The sequence below is a fragment of the Paraburkholderia sp. RAU6.4a genome (assembly GCF_050435625.1).
GTDB lineage: Bacteria > Pseudomonadota > Gammaproteobacteria > Burkholderiales > Burkholderiaceae > Paraburkholderia > Paraburkholderia tuberum.
The window spans coordinates 2,051,137-2,068,132 of sequence record NZ_JBNDKQ010000003.1; the positions used below are offsets into that span (position 1 = coordinate 2,051,137).

Here is a 16,996-nt window from a genome sequence, read left to right on the forward strand (position 1 = left end):
TCGCTCTATGACAACAGCCTGCGCGCGCCGGGAAACCGTAACCCTCTCTACCGCCCCGCATTCAGCTTGCGCCACAGCGTCGTCTTGCTGATGCCCAACGCGGCGCAAGCCGCATCGCGATCACCGTCGTGAACCGCGAGCACCGCGCGGATTTCATCGGCCTCGACATGACGGCTGCGCTCGCGCAGCGTCAGCGCCGCCGGCTTCGCGCGCGCGATGGGCTCGACGACTTCCGGCGCGATCGCGCGCAGCATGTCGCGCGTGACGAGCGCCGCACTCGCATCCGTGTCCGCATCGCCATCGGCGAGTTCGACCGCGATCCGCTCGATCACGTTCTGCAACTCGCGCACATTGCCCGGCCACGCATAGCGCCGCAACGCCGCGCCCAAACCCTCCAGCATGCGAGCGGCGGTCGGCGCGTCGGGCACGCGCGCCGCCAGTCTCGGCTCGCGCGCGGCCGCCTGGCGCAACAGTTCGGCGGCGAGCGGCAGCAGGTCGTTCGGCCGCTCGCGCAGCGGCGGTAGCGCGATGCTGAGGATGTTGAGCCGGTAGTACAGATCGGCACGGAAACTGCCCTCTGTGACGGCGTCGGTCAGCGCGCGATGCGTCGCCGCGACGATGCGGATATCGACGCGCATCGGCTCCGTCGATCCGAGCCGCACCACCTCGCGCTCCTGCAACACGCGCAACAGGCGGCTCTGCAACGGCAACGGCATCTCGCCGATCTCGTCGAGAAACAGCGTGCCGCGATGCGCGACCTCGATCAGCCCCGCCTTGCCGCCCTTGCGCGCGCCGGTGAACGCGCCTTCCTCGTAGCCGAACAGTTCGCTTTCGAGCAGCGCCTCCGGAAACGCGCCGCAATTGATCGCGACGAAAGCGAAGTCGCGTCGCGCGCTCAGTTGATGCATGCTCTGCGCGACCATTTCCTTGCCGGTGCCGCTTTCGCCGAGAATCAGCACGGTCGCGTCCGACCTCGCATAACGCACGACGAGCGCGCGCACCCGTTCGATCGATTCCGACGCGCCGACGATATCGTCGAGCCGATAGCGCGCGGTGAACTGCTGCACGCGTTGACGCGCGCGCAGCGTCCGATCGAGCCGTTCGACCGCGCGCGATTCCTGAAACGTCAGCACGGTGCCCGGCGCCGCGCCGCTGCTTGCGAGCGGCCCGCGATGCACGACATAGCTGGCGCCGCGCACCGTGCAGAAGCTGTCGCCCTCCGCGTCCGGCAGACTGCCCGCGAGGTCGGGCGCGAGTTCGAGCAGCGCGCGGCCGACGGCCTTTGCCGCATCGATACCGAGCACACTCGCGAGCCGCTGGTTCATCAGTTCGACGCGGCCTTGCGCATCGAGCGCGACCACGCCGTCGCGCAGGTGCTGCAGCAGCGTGTCGAGCCGCTGACGTCGCACGGTTTCGCGGCGCGTCGCCTGCGCGACTTCGAGCGCGGTGTCGAAGCCGGCCCGCACCGACGCGCGCGAGTACAGAAACACCGCGCCCATGCCGGCGTTCGCAGCGAGATCGGTGACCATGCCTGGGCCGACCACGACGTCGATGCCACGATCGCTGAGATCGAGCACGACGCACTCCGCGTCCTGCGCCGACTGATACGACGCGAACGTGACATCGAGCGCGTACGCGGCGGCGAACCGCCGCACTTCGTCGGGCGTGTCGCCGTGCGTGACGAGCGCGACGCGCGCGCCTTCCCGACGCGCGCGGGCGAGCGCATGCATGACGTCGTAGCCGGTCGGACTGATCCGCACGACCGGCACCGACACGCGCGTCTTCAGATACGCGCCGTTCGAGCCGCCCGCGAGCACGACGTCGGGCCGCGCGGCGCCCGCGGCCTCGATTTCGCGCACCGCGTCTTCGAAGGCGTGCGACACGATGCGAACATCCGCGCGTTCCACGTATTCGCCGGCGATGTCGAAGAACAGATCGCGCAGGCGGCTAATGCTGAGCGCCCAGACGCGCGGACGCTGCGGCGGTTCATAAAGAGGCGTGCTCAAGGCGGACGGCTCGCAACGGGACGGTTCGGGACCTCCATTATGCGAGCATTCATTGCCGATTTGAAATCCGGAGTTTCATTAATGAAATCGAGCGTCGGACGGGGTCGCGTCATCGCTTCGCCGGACTGCCGCCAAATCAGGTACTTAGCTGGCGGTGAGGGGGCTGGCCCGTTCCTTGCGTACAAGGCAGCCCAGTCGAAGCAATGGCCAAATTCCAACCCTTTCTGGAGACAATCGATGAGCGAAGCAGACAACAGTACGCCGAACGCAGGCGCTTTCAAACCGAAAAAATCCGTCGCGCTGTCGGGCGTCACCGCGGGTAATACCGCGCTGTGCACGGTCGGCAAGACCGGCAACGATTTGCACTATCGCGGCTATGACATTCTCGACATCGCCGAGGCGTGCGAATTCGAGGAGATCGCTTATCTGCTGGTCCACGGCAAGCTACCGACCCAGGCCGAACTGACCGCGTACAAGACGAAGCTGAAGTCGATGCGCGGCCTGCCGGCCAACGTAAAAGCCGCGCTCGAATGGATTCCGGCCGCCGCGCATCCGATGGACGTGATGCGCACCGGCGTGTCGGTGCTCGGCACCGTGCTGCCCGAGAAAGACGATCACAACCTGCCCGGCGCGCGCGATATCGCCGACAAACTGATGGCCTCGCTCGGCTCGATGCTGCTGTACTGGTATCACTACTCGCACAACGGCAAGCGCATCGAGGTCGAAACCGACGACGATTCGATCGGCGGCCATTTCCTGCATCTGCTGCATGGCGTCGAGCCGTCGAAGGCGTGGGTCGATGCGATGCACGTCTCGCTGAACCTGTACGCGGAGCACGAGTTCAACGCGTCGACGTTCACCGGCCGCGTGATCGCGGGCACGGGCTCGGACATGTACTCGGCGGTCACCGGCGCGATCGGCGCGCTGCGCGGCCCGAAACACGGCGGCGCCAATGAAGCCGCGTTCGAAATCCAGTCGCGCTACCAGACGCCTGACGAAGCCGAAGCCGACATCCGCCGCCGCGTCGAGAACAAGGAAGTCGTGATCGGCTTTGGCCATCCGGTCTACACGATCTCGGACCCGCGCAACAAGATCATCAAGGAAGTCGCGAAGAAGCTGTCGAAGGAAGCGGGCAACACGAAGCTGTTCTCGATCGCCGAACGGCTCGAATCGGTGATGTGGGACGCGAAGAAGATGTTCCCGAACCTCGACTGGTTCAGCGCGGTGTCGTATCACATGATGGGCGTGCCGACCGCGATGTTCACGCCGCTGTTCGTGATCTCGCGTACGGCAGGATGGAGCGCGCACATCATCGAGCAGCGCGTCGACAACAAGATCATCCGTCCGAGCGCGAATTACACCGGTCCGGACGATCTGCCGTTCGTGCCGCTGGCGAAGCGCGTTTGACGCGCGCAGCGAGCTAAACTGCCTGCACTGTCCAACCGGCCGCGCGCGAGAAGCGCCGCCGGACGCCGCCGGCATCCTGTCCGGCGGCCGATAACCGTCCTGTCCCTACGCCATGAATACTGCCAACCGCAAACGCCTTCCGGGCACCAAGCTCGACTTCTTCGATACGCGTGCCGCGGTCGACGCAATCAAATCCGGCGCCTACGACAAGCTGCCGTACACGTCGCGCGTGCTCGCCGAAAACCTGGTGCGCCGCTGCGATCCGGTGACGCTGACCGCTTCGCTGAAACAGATCATCGAACGCAAGCGCGAGCTCGATTTTCCGTGGTTCCCGGCGCGCGTCGTGTGCCACGACATTCTCGGCCAGACCGCGCTCGTCGATCTGGCGGGTCTGCGCGATGCGATCGCCGCGCAAGGCGGCGATCCGGCGCTCGTGAATCCGGTGGTGCCGACGCAACTGGTCGTCGATCACTCGCTGGCCGTTGAGTGCGGCGGTTCCGATCCGGATGCGTTCGCGAAGAATCGCGCGATCGAAGATCGCCGCAACGAAGACCGCTTCGATTTCATCAACTGGACCAAGCGCGCGTTCCGCAACGTCGACGTGATTCCGCCGGGCAACGGCATCCTGCATCAGATCAACCTCGAACGCATGAGCCCGGTCGTGCAGGTGAAGGACGGTGTCGCGTTTCCCGACACGCTGGTCGGCACCGACTCGCATACGCCGATGGTCGATGCGCTCGGCGTGATCGCGATCGGCGTCGGCGGCCTCGAAGCGGAGAGCGTGATGCTCGGCCGCGCGTCGTACATGCGGCTGCCCGATATCGTCGGCGTGGAGCTGAGCGGCAAGCCGGGCGAGGGCATTACCGCGACCGACGTGGTTCTGTCGTTGACCGAGTTCTTGCGCAAAGAGAAGGTGGTCGGCGCGTACCTCGAGTTTTACGGCGAGGGCGCGGCGAATTTGACCTTGGGCGATCGCGCGACGATCGCGAACATGGCGCCCGAGTTCGGCGCGACCGCCGCGATGTTCTACATCGACGAGCAGACGATCCGCTATCTGAAGCTGACCGGCCGCGACGACGAACTCGTCAAACTCGTGGAAACGTATGCGGAGCAAACCGGCTTGTGGGCCGATACGCTGAAGCACGCCGAATACGAGCGCGTGCTCGAGTTCGATCTGTCGAGCGTGGTGCGCACGCTCGCGGGGCCGTCGAATCCGCATCGCCGCTTGCCGGTGTCGGAGCTGGCCGCGCGCGGCGTCAGCGGCAAGGTCGAGAACGAGCCCGGTCTGATGCCGGACGGCGCGGTGATCATCGCCGCGATCACGAGCTGCACCAACACGAACAATCCGCGCAACATGATCGCGGCGGGCCTGGTCGCACGCAACGCGAACCGGCGTGGACTCGTGCGCAAGCCGTGGGTCAAGAGCTCGCTCGCGCCGGGCTCGAAGGCGGTCACGCTGTATCTGGAAGAGGCAGGGCTCTTGCCTGAACTCGAACAGCTCGGCTTCGGCGTGGTCGCGTATGCGTGCACGTCGTGCAACGGCATGTCCGGCGCGTTGGACCCGGTGATCCAGAAGGAAGTGATCGAGCGCGATCTGTATGCGACCGCCGTGCTGTCGGGCAACCGCAACTTCGACGGCCGGATCCACCCCTACGCGAAGCAAGCTTTTCTCGCGTCGCCGCCGCTGGTCGTCGCCTATGCGATCGCGGGCACGATCCGCTTCGACATCGAGAAGGACGTGCTCGGCGTCGATGCGGACGGTCGTGCGGTCACGCTGAAAGATCTGTGGCCGTCGGATGCGGAGATCGATGCGATCGTCGCCGCGAGCGTGAAGCCCGAGCAATTCCGCAAAGTGTATGAACCGATGTTCGCGGTCTCCCCCGACACCGGCGCGAAGGCCGACCCGCTGTACGACTGGCGCGAAGAAAGCACCTATATTCGCCGTCCGCCGTACTGGGAAGGCGCGCTCGCCGGCGAGCGCACGCTGAAGGGCATGCGAGCGTTGGCCGTGCTCGGCGACAACATCACGACGGACCACCTGTCGCCGTCGAACGCGATTCTGCCCGACAGCGCGGCCGGCGAATACCTGACGAAAATGGGCCTGCCCGAAGAGGACTTCAATTCGTACGCGACGCACCGCGGCGATCACTTGACCGCGCAGCGCGCGACCTTCGCGAACCCGACGCTGAAGAACGAGATGGTGCTGGAGAATGGCCAGGTGAAGGCCGGTTCGCTCGCGCGTATCGAGCCCGAAGGCAAGGTCACGCGCATGTGGGAAGCGATCGAAACGTATATGGAGCGCAAGCAGCCGCTGATCGTGATCGCGGGCGCCGACTATGGCCAGGGGTCGTCGCGCGACTGGGCCGCGAAGGGCGTGCGGCTGGCCGGCACCGAAGCGATCGTCGCGGAAGGCTTCGAGCGGATTCACCGCACGAACCTCGTCGGCATGGGCGTGTTGCCGCTCGAATTCAAGCCCGGCGTCAATCGCCTGACGCTCGGCATCGACGGCACCGAGACGTTCGATGTGATCGGCGAGCGCAAGCCGCGCGCCGATCTGACGCTGGTGATTCATCGCCGCAACGGCGAGCGCGTCGAAGTGCCGGTGACGTGCCGGCTCGATACGGCCGAAGAGGGGTCGATCTACGAAGCCGGTGGCGTGCTGCAGCGTTTCGCGCAGGACTTTCTCGAGTCGACCAGAGCGGCGGCTTGACGGGTAGACGCGCGTTTTGCAGTGAACGTCGCAACAGACCAGGGCGATGCGGCTTGACGAGCCGCATCGCCCTTCATCAAAGAACATGTCACCTCAGGACACCTTCATGGCCCACCTTCCCCAGATCAAGATTCCGGCCACCTATATGCGCGGCGGCACCAGCAAGGGCGTGTTTTTCCGTCTGCAGGATCTGCCCGAGGCCGCGCAGCGACCGGGCGCCGCGCGCGACGCGCTGCTGATGCGCGTGATCGGCAGTCCCGATCCGTACAGCAAGCAGATCGACGGCATGGGCGGCGCGACGTCGAGCACCAGCAAGACCGTGATCATTTCGCGCAGCAGCCGGCCCGGTCACGACGTCGACTATCTGTTCGGGCAGGTGTCGATCGACAAGGCGTTCGTCGACTGGAGCGGCAATTGCGGCAACCTGTCGGCCGCGGTGGGACCGTTCGCGATCAGCGCGGGCCTCGTCGAAGCGAGCCGCGTGCCGCGTGACGGCGTCGCGATCGTGCGCATCTGGCAGGCCAATATCGGCAAGACGATCATCGCGCACGTGCCGATGAGCGATGGCGCGGTGCAGGAAACCGGCGACTTCGAGCTCGACGGCGTGACCTTTCCGGCCGCCGAGGTGCCGCTCGAATTCATGGACCCCGCCGCCGACGAAGAAGGCGCGGGCGGCGCGATGTTCCCGACCGGCAACCTCGTCGACGACCTGGAAGTGCCGGGCGTCGGCACCTTGAAGGCGACGATGATCAACGCGGGCATCCCGACGATCTTCGTCGACGCCGAGACAATCGGCTACAAGGGCACCGAGTTGCAGGACGCGATCAACAGCGACGCGAAGGCGCTCGCGATGTTCGAAACGATTCGCGCCCACGGTGCGCTGCGCATGGGGCTCATCAAGCATCTCGACGAGATCGCAACGCGGCAGCACACGCCGAAGGTCGCATTCGTCGCGAAGCCGGTCGATTACGTGGCGTCGAGCGGCAAGCCGGTGCGCGCGGGCGACGTCGACCTGTTGGTGCGCGCGATGTCGATGGGCAAGCTGCATCACGCGATGATGGGCACGGCGGCGGTCGCGATCGGCACCGCGGCGGCGATCGCGGGCACGCTCGTCAATCAGGCGGCGGGCGGCGGCGAGCGTGAGTCGGTGCGCTTCGGGCATCCGTCGGGCACGTTGCGCGTCGGCGCGCAGGCGAGTCTGCAGGACGGCGAGTGGGTCGTCACGAAGGCGATCATGAGCCGCAGCGCGCGCGCGTGTTGATGGAGGGGTGGGTCAGGGTGCCGCAGCAGGGCTGAGACGGCGCCGATGTCGGCCAACGTCAGCGGCACGGAAGGCTACGTAGAGCAGGCCGCCGCGCTCGCGGCGATGGGGGCATACGGTGCTCGCGGTCGAACCGGACGCATTGCGCAACGCGGCCGATGCAAACCTTCGCGTCGTCTACAATGGCCGCTCCGGCCGCGCTCCCATAACCACTCCCCAGCGGCCGACTCAGTCCCGACGCAGAGGAGCCACGATGCAGAAAAGGCTGGACGCCGACGCAACGAATTCCGGCGACGCGGCGCACGACATCGCGCGCGCGAGACGCGCGGTGCTCGTGATCGCGATTGCGCAATTGCTCGGTACATCGTTGTGGTTCAGCGCGAACGGCGCGATGCGCGATCTGCAGATCGCCTGGCATCTGAGCGCGTCCGGTATCGGCTGGCTGACGAATGCGGTGCAGGCTGGCTTTATCGTCGGGACCTTGCTGTCGGCGACCACCGGACTCGCGGATCGCGTGTCGGCGAGCAAGGTGTTCGCCGTCTGCGGCGTGCTCGGCGCGACCTTGAATGCGCTGTTCGCGCTGTGCAGCAGCGGGCTCGCGTCGGCGCTCGTGTTTCGCTTCGGCGTGGGCGTCGCGCTTGCCGGCATCTATCCGCTCGGCATGAAGCTGCTCGTTACGTGGGACCCGCGCCGCGCCGCGCAGACGCTCGCGTTGCTCGTTGCGATGCTGACGCTCGGCACGGCGTCGGTGCATGCGATTCGTGCGTTGCTGTCGAGCGTGCCGTGGCAAACCGTGGTGCTCACTTCGTCGGGACTCGCGGTGATCGGCGCGCTGCTGGTGTTCGTGCTCGGCGAAGGGCCGCACGCGCGGCGCTCGGGCAGCCGACGCTTCGGTTTGTCGGCGGGCGTCGGGCAGGTCGTGCGCATCAGCGAGTTTCGCTCGGCCGCGCTCGGCTATTTCGGTCACATGTGGGAGTTGTACGCGTTCTGGACGCTGACGCCGCTGCTCGTGCAGCGTGCGTTCGCGAGCGGGGCGCCGGCGAAGCCGGGCACCGTCGCGTTGTGGTCGTTCCTGATCATCGCGATCGGTGCGCTCGGCTGCCTGTTCGGCGGCAGGCTCAGCCAGGTGGTCGGCAGCGCGCGTACCGCCGCTCTCGCGCTGACGATATCGGGCACGCTGTGCGCGATTTATCCGCTGACCACGGGGCTCGGCACCGCCGCGCAGCTCGGGTTACTACTCGTGTGGGGCATCAGCGTGATCGCCGATTCGCCGCAGTTTTCGGCGCTGTCCGTGAAGGCCTGTCCCGCCGACAAGATCGGCGGCGCGCTGACGCTGCAGAACAGCTTCGGCTTTTTCCTGTCCGCCTGTTCGATCCTGTGGTCGACCAGCGTATTTCACGCGCTCGACGTGCGCGTCGCATGGCTGCTGCTGCCTGGGCCGATCATCGGTCTGATCGCGATGACGCCGCTGTTGCGCAAGCAGCCACGCTGGTGATGTTCGCGCTGCGTTACTTGCCGCCGCGCTTTTCCTGCCAGCGCCGCATGAACGCGATCTCGTCATGCTGCGCCTTGATGATGTTGCGCGCGAGCCGCTTGATCTCCGGGTCCTTGCCGTATTTCAACTCCGCCTGCGCCATCTCGATCGCGCCCTGGTGATGCGGGATCATGTGCGCGACGAAATCCCGGTCGGCGTCGCCGGTGTACTCGGGGGCGCTCATCTCATGCATCATGCGCTCGTCGGCGGCCTTGAAGGCTTGCGTCGATGCGCCCGCGTCGGTATGCGCCGAATCCGGCATGTCCATGCCGGGCATGCCCTGATGTTGCGCGTGAGCGGGCAGAGCCGCCGCCGCGAATGCCAAACCGCCGAACACACAGAGAGCGCGCAACGCGCGAAGGTTTTTCATATTGGTTTTCCGTTGTTGAAGAGTGTGGCGACGTGATCCGCGCGATTCTAACGGTCACGTCGGACATCGTGGATCTTCCTACCGTGGTAAGGTCAAGCGGAGGCAAAGCAACGCACGCCTATAATGAAACGCGACTGGATGACCAAGCCAGCATCATTGGCAGCATCACTCACTCAACGAGGCTGACAGCATGTACATCGCGATGAACCGCTTCAAGGTGGCGCCCGGCTCCGAGGACGCCTTCGAACATCTGTGGACCACGCGCGACACCCATCTGAAAGAGGTGCCGGGCTTCGTCGAATTTCATTTGCTGAAGGGACCGCGCAAGGACGATCACGTCCTCTATTCGAGCCATACGATCTGGCGCGACTATGGATCGTTCGAGACATGGACGAAGTCCGACGCGTTTCGTGCCGCGCATCGCAGTGCCGGTAACGAAAGCCGCGTGCTGTATCTCGGCCACCCGGAATTCGAAGGCTTCGAAGTCATCCAGACCGTCAAATAACGCGGTCTCGCGCGGCGCCTGCATGCCGGTTCGCATTCGCGTGGGCATGGCGCATGCACATCCGACGCGCATCGCGCGTGGACATCGAACTGCTCACGGCAGCGCACCACTCACCAAGGATCGAAAACATGAAAGCCGTCAGAATCGGTTCTCCCGCCACAGTCGATAGCCTGCAAGTCGTCGATCTCGCCGATCCCGGTCAGCCCGAGGCCGGGCAGATTCGCGTGCGCATTCGCGCTAGTTCGTTGAACTACCACGACTACGGCGTCGTCAGCGGCAATCTGCCGGCCGAAGCGGGCCGCATCCCGATGGCCGATGGCGCGGGCGTCGTCGAAGCGGTCGGCGCAGGCGTGCGCGAATTCAAGGCCGGCGATCACGTCGTGTCCTGCTTCTTCCCACACTGGGAAAACGGTTCGCCCGCGATCGGCGATTTTGCGACCACCCCCGGCGACGGCGTCGACGGCTACGCGCGCGAAGTCGTCGTGCTGCCGAGCCACTACTTCACGCACGCGCCGGCCGGCTACAGCCACGCCGAAGCGGCGACGCTGACCACGGCGGGGCTGACCGCGTGGCGCGCGCTGGTCGTCGATGGTCAGTTGAAGGCAGGCAGCAGCGTGCTCGTGCTCGGCACCGGCGGCGTGTCGATCTTCGGCTTGCAGATGGCGAGGGCGATGGGGGCGTCGGTGATCGCGACGTCGTCGTCGAATGCGAAGCTCGCGAAGCTGCGCGAACTGGGTGCCGACCATACGATCAACTATCGCGACAATCCCGAATGGGGCAAAGAAGTGCGTCACATCACCAACGGGCGCGGCGTCGATCACGTGATCGAGGTGGGTGGTCCCGGCACGCTGCCGCAGTCGATCACCGCATGCCGCATCGGCGGGCACATCGCGCTGATCGGCGTGCTGACCGGCCGCGCGGGTCCGGTGCCGACCGCGCATCTGATGGCGCGGCAACAGCGTCTGCAAGGGCTGATCGTCGGCAGCCGGCAGGATCAGATCGACATGGTGCGCGCGCTCGAGACCACGGGCATCAAGCCGGTGATCGACAGCACGTTCGCGCTGGACAAGCTCGCCGACGCGTTCCGGCACGAGGCATCGGGTGCACACTTCGGCAAGATTTGTGTGGCGATCTGAGATTCAACGCTCGCGCCCGGCCCTAGCTCAAATGCCCCTCGCGAGGTCCGCGAAACAGACACCCGTCGCCTCGCAGGCCTGCGTGAACCCTTCGTCGTAACTCGTGAAAAACAGCGTGCGCGTCGTGCCGAGCGTTCTGAACAGCTCGGCGAGCACCGCGCGCGCTGACGCGTCGAGTCCGCCGGCCGGTTCGTCGGCGATCAGCACGCGGGTTTCGCCGAGCGCGGCCGCCGTCAGAAACACCTTTTTGCGGCTGCCATACGACATCTGCTCGAAACGTTTGTCCAGATGCGGCGCGAGGCCGAAGCGTTCGGCGAGCGCGAGCACGTCGTCGGTCAGAGCGGTGTGCCGCGCCGCCGCAACCTGCCGCAGATAATCGCGGCCGGTCTGATCGGGCCAGCTCATGCTGTCTTCCGGCACATACGTGAGCAGCGCTTGCGCGGCATGCGGCGCGGCGCGCAGCGAATGACCGCCGAGCCATACGTCGCCGGTGTCGGGTTCGAGCGCGCCGGCGAGGATGGCGAGCAACGTCGATTTGCCGCTGCCGGATTCATCGTTCAACGCGACGCAGCCGGACGTCGCGTCGAAGTGCAGTCCTTCGAACAGGACGCGGTCGCTATAGCGCTTGCTGAGGTTGTCGAATCGAAGCATGGGTTGGCGCGCAGAGGGCGATGTGAACGCGGCGCAGGATTGCGCCACGCCTCGTGCATGCCGTGCGGGACCTGCGCCACGGCAATTTCGCGCCAGTGTAGCAGCGCGCGCCTGGTTCCTTCGCGCCGTTACGTAGACGTCGGCGTGTCCAGAAAGAACTCCACCATCCGATCACACACGCGTTCGAACATCTGCGTGCCCGTCACGGTCGGGCAACCGCGCGCGCGTGCCGCTTCGATCAGCGGCGTAAGTGGCGGTTTCGTCACGACATCGCCGACAAAAGTCGTGGCCGGCAAGCGCGCGACGTCGATCGGCAACGAATCGCCCGCGCGCATGCCGAGCGGCGACGCGTTGACGACCACGTCATACGGACTCGGGTCGAGGTCGGCCGCCGCACCGCGCGCCGTGCCTCGGCCGAGCGCATTGAGCCGTGCGGTCAGCGAGCCGGTGCGTTCGACGTCGTTGTCGCGCACGTCGAGCGAGCCGACGCCGCGCTGAATCAGCGCATGGCCGATCGCCGAGCCCGCGCCGCCCGCGCCGACCAGCAGCGCGCGCTTGCCCTGTAGTTCGCAGCCCGCCGCGACGAGCGCCGCAACGAAGCCGGTGCCGTCGAACATACCGCCATGCCAGCCGCCATCGGCGTTGCGGCGCAGCGTGTTGACCGCGCCAAGGAACGCGGCTTCTTCGGCGAGCGTCGCGCAATAGCTCGCCGCGGTGAATTTGTGCGGCACCGTGATGATCACGCCGTCGACGTTGCGCATCGGCGCGATGCCCGCGAAAAAAGCCGGCAGATCGGCTGGCGCGACGTGCGCGGGCACCACCAGCGCATCGCGGCCGGCCGAACGCAACGCGGCGGTCACGCCGGACGGCGAGCGCACCTGCGCAATCGGATCGCCGACGATGAAATACACGCGCGTCGCGCCGCTCAGACCCGCGTCGAGCGACGCCGCGAAGGAAGGGGTTTCAGCCCGCTGCATGGTCGCATCTCCTGAGTGCAGCATAGGAAAGAACCGTCGATGCCGCTCGGCGCCGGCGCCCAAAAAGCAGAACCTGAGAGAAAGTGTCGATGACGCGAACGGGTCCGTAGAGAGCCGTCGCTCATCCTGCCAGCTGATTCCAAAATCCTGACTTAATCGTGGCCTATTTTCATTTAGGTCCGTTAATTACGCTTTGTCAGTAATTGTGACTGATTTTAATTGGGGTGCGGTTAGATATAGACATTAAAAACACGCGCTGCTTTTTACGCTGATAAACTGTGCGCGGAGCCAAGGCGGCGACGCCCTACGCACGCTTGCCGCGTCCCCTTCCGGCGTGTCGATGGCCGGATAGATGGTACAAATAGGCCCTTTCCGCGGCTTTGACAGACGCGTACCGCCGGCATACTACCTTCGGCTAACGCGGCTCACCGGGACGCACAGATCGTCGTCCTTCTGAATTGTCCTTTGAGCCTCGCCGTGTGGCGCTTCGCCCCCAGCCGATTTTCCGCAGACTCCGCCTTCCGATTTTGACAGGTAAGTTTGACAGAAAGCTTGATTAAGTAAGGGCTTGTTCAAGTCCGCATTTTGGAAATGACTCATGAAGCCGGGAAATAATTCGCTTGGGAAAAAGCGCGCACGCAAAATTGCGGTGGCGGCTGTGGCGGTGCTGATCGCGGTGTTGGTCGGTTGGGGCGTCTGGTATATCCAGCATCGCGCCGAGCCGCAGGCGCCGGCGCTGAGCGGCATTGCGAGCCAGATGCGTCACGATGCATCCGCGTGGACGCATGCGGAGAAGGATGCGTCGACGATGCTGCGCGACATTCACGACACCAACGTCGCGGCGATCGGCGTGAGTCCCAACGCGATTCTGGTGTCGCTGCGTGACGGCTCGAAGTACTTCGTCACCGATCACAACGCAACCTTCTCGCACGCGCTGCTGCTGGGCGAGCGCTCCGACGCCGCCGCGTATCAGCTCGTGTGGCTGCCCGACGTCGACATCCACAGCGACGGCGCACGCTGGACCCAGCTGTTCGACCAGTTCCGCGACGCGCTGAGCGTGCTGCTGCCGCTCGTGCTGATCGGCGGCATGGCGTGGTTCATGCGACGCGAGATGAAGGGCGGCGCGAAGCTGCTCAGCGAAACGCCGACGCTGCGTTTCGACGACGTGATCGGCGCGAACGAAGCGAAGGCCGCGCTCGCCGACATTCGCGGTTACCTGTCCGATCCGAAGCAGTTCTCGTCGCTGGGCGTGCGCGCGCCGTGCGGCATCCTGATGGTCGGCGCGCCCGGCGTCGGCAAGACGCGGCTCGCTCAGGCGCTGGCCGGCGAATGCGGTGCGAACTTCATTTCGATCACGGGCAGCTATTTCAGCGCGAAGTACTACGGTGTCGGTATCCAGAAGGTGCGGCACCTGTTCGAACTCGCGCGCAAGAACGCGCCGACGGTCATCTTCATCGACGAAGCGGACGGTCTCGCGAAACGAACCGACACCGGCGGTGGTCCGGTCGAGGCCGAAAGCAACCGGATCATCAACCAGCTGCTCGCGGAGATGGACGGCTTCGAGTCGAACGAGGGCGTGATCGTCGTGGCCGCGACCAACCATCCCGACAATCTGGACGAAGCATTGCGCCGTCCCGGCCGTTTCGATCGCACGGTGCAGGTGCGTCTGCCGGATCGCGAAGACCGCGCCAAGATTTTCCGTTTCTACGCGCAGCGGCTGAAATCGAAGGCGGCGGATATCGACTACGACCAGCTCGCGCGTTTGACGACTGGACTGTCGCCGGCCACCGTCGCGATGGTCGTGAATCAGGCGGGGCTGATCGCGCGCAAGGCGGGCGATAACGAAATCGCCGCGAAGCACTTCATGGAAGCGATCAAGATCGCGCGCATCGGCGACGTGAGCGGCGCCGAGCGCGCACTCACCGAGGACGAGCGCAGGCGCATCGCGGTGCATGAGGCGGGTCATGGTCTGGTCGCGGCGCTGCTTGGCACCGGCGTGCTCGAGGAAGTGACGATTCTGCCGCGTGGCGGCGCGCTTGGCGTCGCGCTGATCACGAAGGCGCAGGACAAGCACCTGTACCGCGAAACGGAAATCCGCAACGAGATCCAGGTGCTGCTCGGCGGACGCAACGCGGAGATTCTGATGTTTTCCGAAGCATCGAGCGGCGCCGCGTCGGACTTGCAGGAGGCCTCGCGTATCAGCCTCGACATGGTGTCGAAGTTCGGCTTCAACAGCGACGGCGATCTGTTCAGTCTCGCGGCGCTGCCGTCGCAGTATGCGGGCCTGCAAATGAAGAGCGCAATCGAGCATGCGAACGTGCTGCTCAAGGAGCTCAACGAACTTTGCTACGGGCTACTGCACGCGTACGAGCCGGTACTGCGCGACATTTCGGACCAGTTGCTCGAGCACGAGACCGTACCCGGGGACACCGTTTATCGGTTCATCGCCGAGCACAAGAGCACGCTGAAGATCGTGCACGAGCCTGCGGCGGCTTGACGGGCCTGATGATGCGCTACGCGAAGTCCGACGATCCCGGGGCGGCCGGGTGGTGAGGCCGAATGATAGCGTGAGGCGCGTAGCCGGATAGATCGGCGACCTGGTTCGATCTGTCAGGCTACGTCGGAAGCGACGTTCTCCGCCGCTTTCAATACCGATTCGCCGCGCGTCTTCACTCGCAAAATCGGCGCCTCGATCAACCGCCACGACAGCACCGCAATGCCAAGCGAAATCGCAAACGACGCGACGATGCCAAGCATGTGTGCCCACATCGGCACGCTGCCGCCAAACAACGCCTCGGCGTGACGGTTACGCGTCAGATCGGGGATCAGGTTGTGATACAGATAGAAGCCGTAACTGATACGCCCAAGACCGGCGAGCCAACGCGTCTGTAGCAGACCCATCACGGCAGCATTGCGGCAACACGCGATCGAAGCCACCAGCGCCGCGATACCGATCCCGTACGTTGCGCTGATCGCGGTAAACAGCAAGGGATCGTCGAGCATGTTCCACCTCGGCTCGGCCGCGCACAAACCGATCACGACCAGACTCAGCGCGAACAGCGTCAGGCCATGACCGAGCCAGGCACGCACGCGGCCGCGATCGTCCTCGATCACCAGACCACCGATGCCGCCCAACGCGAGCAACCAGACATTGCTCAACGGGTGCGTATAGATCGTGATCTCATCCCAATGCGCGGCGCGCATCGCGAACAGCGCGGCAAGGCCGAGCGCCACGATCGCCCAACATGCCACTCGATGTCGCCGCGTCGCGAGCAGCAGCAAAAACGGCGCAACGACGAGATAGAACTGCTCCTCGATCGCGAGGCTCCACAAGTGCGAATAGCGGCCCGGCCAGTAACGCAGCACCGAGCCGATCCAGAAGTTGGACAGATACGCGAAGTGAAACGGCATGCCGCTCGCCAGTTCCGGATTCGCGAGGCCGAATGCCATCAGCACGCACATCACGACGAGCATCAGGTAATAGATCGGAAAGATGCGCACCGTGCGACGAAACAGAAAGCGCCCGAGCTCGGTGCGGAAACAGCTGTCGCCCTCTTCGATGCGCGCGCGCCGCGACGACAGGATGCCGATGATCAGAAAGCCGCTCAGTGCAAAGAAGATCCACACGCCGAGATGCCCGATTTCGCCGATGTCGCCGAAGAGTCGATGCTGCAGAAACACCATCAGCACAGCGATCGCGCGCAATCCATCGAATCCGGCAATTCTGTTTTTCATAAACCTCTATTCGCAAAGCGGCGGAAAAGCACGAAAACATCGTACGGGGAAAAAATGCGAAAAAAATCGCAGCGCGCGTTCGACGATTTATTTTCGAGGCTCGCGTCCATCCATGAAGACGGGTGTCCCTGTTTCGTGCATGAAAAGCCGCAAAACTTTCCGCGTGTTCGCTAAAGACGCGCCGAGTATTACCAGTCGCCAACGACTCCATTTCAGAAAGCCGTTGTGAAAGCGAACATTAGAGGCGGATCGTCAGCGCCTTCGCCTGCGTCATAGGTGATGCATTGAACGATCGAGTCTTTTGTCGTTCGCCCAGGTTGGCACGCTGATGGGCACTGTCACGTTGCTGAGATGTTCGAGTAAGATCGCGTGATGAAGAATGAAAAATCGCTTTACCACGGTCATCGCTTTCCAGCGGCGGTCATCAGTTCCGCGGTCCGCTGGTATTTCAAGTTTCAGCTCAGCCTGCGTGATATCGAAGAGCTGCTATTCGAGCGGGGGTTATCGTCAGCTACGAAACAGTCCGACGCTGGTGCGATAAATTCGGTGCCCGTTTCGCCCACCGTGTCAAAGCGGCGCGTCGCAAGCCCGGCACGACATGGCACCTTGACGAAGTATTTGTGACGTTGCGCGGCGAGCCTTACCTGCTGTGGCGCGCTGTTGATCAATCGTGAAAAAGCGGGAGAGGGCACACGCACCCTTTC

11 protein-coding genes and 2 pseudogenes are annotated in these 16,996 nt (G+C 64.7%); 8 read left to right on the forward strand and 5 right to left on the reverse strand.

Annotation, left to right across the window (positions count from 1 at the left end):
* Positions 1–47 precede the first annotated feature (47 nt).
* A complete protein-coding gene (prpR, locus tag OKW40_RS34075) occupies positions 48–2,006 on the reverse strand; it encodes a propionate catabolism operon regulatory protein PrpR (protein WP_429493506.1) in 1,959 nt (652 codons plus the stop codon).
* Between the two features lie 237 nt (positions 2,007–2,243).
* Between prpR and prpC the strand changes: the two genes are divergently transcribed.
* From prpC to OKW40_RS34095, 4 genes and pseudogenes are all read left to right on the forward strand, one after another.
* Positions 2,244–3,413 carry a bifunctional 2-methylcitrate synthase/citrate synthase gene (gene prpC, locus OKW40_RS34080; RefSeq protein ID WP_090809234.1) on the forward strand — a complete coding sequence of 390 codons (1,170 nt, stop codon included), beginning with the start codon at positions 2,244–2,246 and terminating at the stop codon, positions 3,411–3,413.
* A gap of 112 nt (positions 3,414–3,525) precedes the next feature.
* A complete protein-coding gene (gene acnD / locus OKW40_RS34085) occupies positions 3,526–6,123 on the forward strand; it encodes a Fe/S-dependent 2-methylisocitrate dehydratase AcnD (protein WP_429493507.1) in 2,598 nt (865 codons plus the stop codon).
* Positions 6,124–6,229: 106 nt separating this feature from the next.
* Positions 6,230–7,419: pseudogene (prpF, locus tag OKW40_RS34090) on the forward strand (2-methylaconitate cis-trans isomerase PrpF).
* A gap of 218 nt (positions 7,420–7,637) precedes the next feature.
* Positions 7,638–8,879 carry an MFS transporter gene (locus tag OKW40_RS34095; protein WP_429493508.1) on the forward strand — a complete coding sequence of 414 codons (1,242 nt, stop codon included), beginning with the start codon at positions 7,638–7,640 and terminating at the stop codon, positions 8,877–8,879.
* 13 nt (positions 8,880–8,892) lie between these two features.
* Here the strand turns inward: OKW40_RS34095 and copM are convergent, their stop codons facing one another.
* Complete coding sequence (gene copM / locus OKW40_RS34100) at positions 8,893–9,288, reverse strand: CopM family metallochaperone (protein WP_429493509.1); 396 nt, start codon at positions 9,286–9,288, stop codon at positions 8,893–8,895.
* Positions 9,289–9,478: 190 nt separating this feature from the next.
* On the opposite strand from copM, the gene OKW40_RS34105 reads away from it, so the two are divergent.
* Together OKW40_RS34105 and OKW40_RS34110 are read left to right on the forward strand one after the other, a co-directional pair.
* A complete protein-coding gene (locus OKW40_RS34105) occupies positions 9,479–9,793 on the forward strand; it encodes an antibiotic biosynthesis monooxygenase family protein (RefSeq protein WP_184053794.1) in 315 nt (104 codons plus the stop codon).
* 128 nt (positions 9,794–9,921) lie between these two features.
* On the forward strand, positions 9,922–10,929 hold the full coding sequence (locus tag OKW40_RS34110) for a zinc-dependent alcohol dehydrogenase family protein (protein ID WP_429493510.1): 1,008 nt from the start codon (positions 9,922–9,924) through the stop codon (positions 10,927–10,929).
* A gap of 27 nt (positions 10,930–10,956) precedes the next feature.
* Here OKW40_RS34110 and OKW40_RS34115 read toward each other — a convergent pair whose 3' ends face one another.
* Entirely contained in the window at positions 10,957–11,580 is a 624-nt protein-coding gene (locus OKW40_RS34115; RefSeq protein ID WP_184060463.1) for an ABC transporter ATP-binding protein, read from the reverse strand.
* Between the two features lie 128 nt (positions 11,581–11,708).
* The gene (locus tag OKW40_RS34120; RefSeq protein ID WP_429403569.1) at positions 11,709–12,557 is read right to left on the reverse strand and encodes a shikimate dehydrogenase family protein; all 849 of its coding nucleotides are present in this window, start codon (positions 12,555–12,557) and stop codon (positions 11,709–11,711) included.
* Positions 12,558–13,155: 598 nt separating this feature from the next.
* Here OKW40_RS34120 and OKW40_RS34125 point away from each other — a divergent pair.
* Positions 13,156–15,054, forward strand: coding sequence for an ATP-dependent metallopeptidase FtsH/Yme1/Tma family protein (locus OKW40_RS34125; RefSeq protein ID WP_187614289.1), 1,899 nt, complete (start codon positions 13,156–13,158; stop codon positions 15,052–15,054).
* 113 nt (positions 15,055–15,167) lie between these two features.
* Here the strand turns inward: OKW40_RS34125 and OKW40_RS34130 are convergent, their stop codons facing one another.
* A complete protein-coding gene (locus OKW40_RS34130; RefSeq protein ID WP_429493511.1) occupies positions 15,168–16,292 on the reverse strand; it encodes an acyltransferase family protein in 1,125 nt (374 codons plus the stop codon).
* Positions 16,293–16,664: 372 nt separating this feature from the next.
* On the opposite strand from OKW40_RS34130, the pseudogene OKW40_RS34135 reads away from it, so the two are divergent.
* Positions 16,665–16,960, forward strand: a pseudogene (locus tag OKW40_RS34135) (IS6 family transposase); the annotation flags it as partial.
* Positions 16,961–16,996 lie beyond the last annotated feature (36 nt).

Bases quoted from the DNA above. Each gene is read 5' to 3' on its own strand.
- OKW40_RS34105 (WP_184053794.1), top strand. From the start codon at position 9,479: ATGTACATCGCGATGAACCGCTTCAAGGTGGCGCCCGGCTCCGAGGAC.
- OKW40_RS34110 (WP_429493510.1), top strand. From the start codon at position 9,922: ATGAAAGCCGTCAGAATCGGTTCTCCCGCCACAGTCGATAGCCTGCAA.
- prpC (WP_090809234.1), top strand. From the start codon at position 2,244: ATGAGCGAAGCAGACAACAGTACGCCGAACGCAGGCGCTTTCAAACCG.
- OKW40_RS34115 (WP_184060463.1), bottom strand. From the start codon at position 11,580: ATGCTTCGATTCGACAACCTCAGCAAGCGCTATAGCGACCGCGTCCTG.
- OKW40_RS34125 (WP_187614289.1), top strand. From the start codon at position 13,156: ATGAAGCCGGGAAATAATTCGCTTGGGAAAAAGCGCGCACGCAAAATT.
- acnD (WP_429493507.1), top strand. From the start codon at position 3,526: ATGAATACTGCCAACCGCAAACGCCTTCCGGGCACCAAGCTCGACTTC.
- OKW40_RS34095 (WP_429493508.1), top strand. From the start codon at position 7,638: ATGCAGAAAAGGCTGGACGCCGACGCAACGAATTCCGGCGACGCGGCG.
- OKW40_RS34130 (WP_429493511.1), bottom strand. From the start codon at position 16,292: ATGAAAAACAGAATTGCCGGATTCGATGGATTGCGCGCGATCGCTGTG.
- copM (WP_429493509.1), bottom strand. From the start codon at position 9,288: ATGAAAAACCTTCGCGCGTTGCGCGCTCTCTGTGTGTTCGGCGGTTTG.
- OKW40_RS34120 (WP_429403569.1), bottom strand. From the start codon at position 12,557: ATGCAGCGGGCTGAAACCCCTTCCTTCGCGGCGTCGCTCGACGCGGGT.